At 42.5% G+C, this 1,472-nt stretch carries 2 protein-coding genes; both read left to right on the forward strand.

Annotated features, from left to right (window positions below; genetic code table 11):
* Positions 1-397 (forward strand): glycosyltransferase family 4 protein (locus tag F6K20_RS38230; protein ID WP_287298392.1); only part of this gene is annotated, 397 nt, incomplete at its 5' end.
* 529 nt (positions 398-926) lie between these two features.
* Positions 927-1,277 (forward strand): hypothetical protein, encoded by a 351-nt coding sequence (locus F6K20_RS38235; protein WP_008178029.1) that lies wholly within the window; start codon positions 927-929, stop codon positions 1,275-1,277.
* The last annotated feature ends 195 nt before the right edge of the window (positions 1,278-1,472 follow it).

The following is a 1,472-nucleotide window of genomic DNA, read 5'->3' on the forward strand; positions in this document are numbered from 1 at the left end:
ACAACTGGATATATCCAGTCAGGTCAAATTCCTGGGATATGTTCCTCAGCACCAGTTACCGACCATGATTAGAAATGCGATCGCATTTGTATTCCCCAGTCTTTGGGAAGGCTTCGGTATCCCTGTATTAGAGGCAATGGCTTGCGGTACTCCTGTAATTACAGCCAATCTCTCCTCCTTACCGGAAGTAGCTGGAGATGCCGCTATATTAATCAATCCTTACAACCCTGAGGAAATCACAGCAGCTATGGCAGCAGTAGCAACCGATTCTCAAATGCGATCGCATCTTCGTATGGCAGGTCTTGCTAGAGCCAGTGAATTTAGTTGGCAAAAAACTGGGCAAGCTACGGTAGACATTCTAAGTCATATAGCAAAGGGAATAGGGAACAGGGAATAGGGAACAGGTTATCAGGTTGAAGGTTATCAGGTTGAAGGTTATCAGGTTGAAGGTTATCTGGTTGAAGGTTATCAGGTTGAAGGTTATCAGGTTGAAGGTTATCTGGTTGAAGGTTATCTGGTTGAAGGTTATCAGGTTGAAGGTTATCAGGTTATCAGGTTATCAGGTTGAAGGTTACAGGTTACAGGTTAGCTGGTTACAGGTTAGCTGGTTATTAAACCTTCAACCTTGTCAACATTCAACCTTCAACCTCTTCAACATTCAACCTTCAACCTGATTAACATTCAACCTCTTCAACATTCAACCTGATCAACCTCAACCTTCAACCTTCAACCTGATCAACCTTAAACCTTCCACCTTTACCCTTCAAGCTTCATGGTTGCTTCACAAAAAACCTCTGAGATATAAAGCTTTTGTAAAATTCCTTGGATTCTTGTCCTAATTACAGCAAAAATCTCACTAATGTAGTGAAGCCCAATCAAGACTGAAGCCCAATCAAAGTAACCAGTGTGAGATGAACAGATTTTCTATGTACACGATCTCAACAGAAAGCCCAACCCAATCAAATCTACGCCGATTGGAACTATTGCTGGAGTATTGCCAACTGGCAGCGCGTCCAACTTTGTCTGTGTCAGACAGCAACCGTATGGCTGAGATCCTCGAACTAGCTGAAGCTGACCAAATCCTTAACCTGTTGATAGATAAAGCTGATCTAGTTATAGCTAAACAATTTAGCTGGCTGAGTGACAATGATATTGATACCTATAAAAACCAAATCGCTAAGTTAGAAGAGTATTTAGAAATCTTTGTTTCCCAGAAATCACCTAAGACCAGTGAAACTCTACGTCATAAATTTGCTTGTTTCACTGGAAATCTTTAAGAATAATCTAAGCTATCAGCGTGTCGCGTATCAGCTATCAGCGATTAGCGCTACGCGCACGCTACTTGAGGTGCTATCAGCTATCAGCTTATGGGCTACAGATGGTGCTACTTGAGGTGCTTTTTAATAAAATAAGCTGACGGCTAACGGCTAACGGCTGACAGCTGACGGCTGAACGCGCACCCGTGAGCTTTT

It is taken from the genome of Moorena sp. SIO2C4 (assembly GCF_010672485.1).
Lineage (GTDB): Bacteria > Cyanobacteriota > Cyanobacteriia > Cyanobacteriales > Coleofasciculaceae > Moorena > Moorena producens.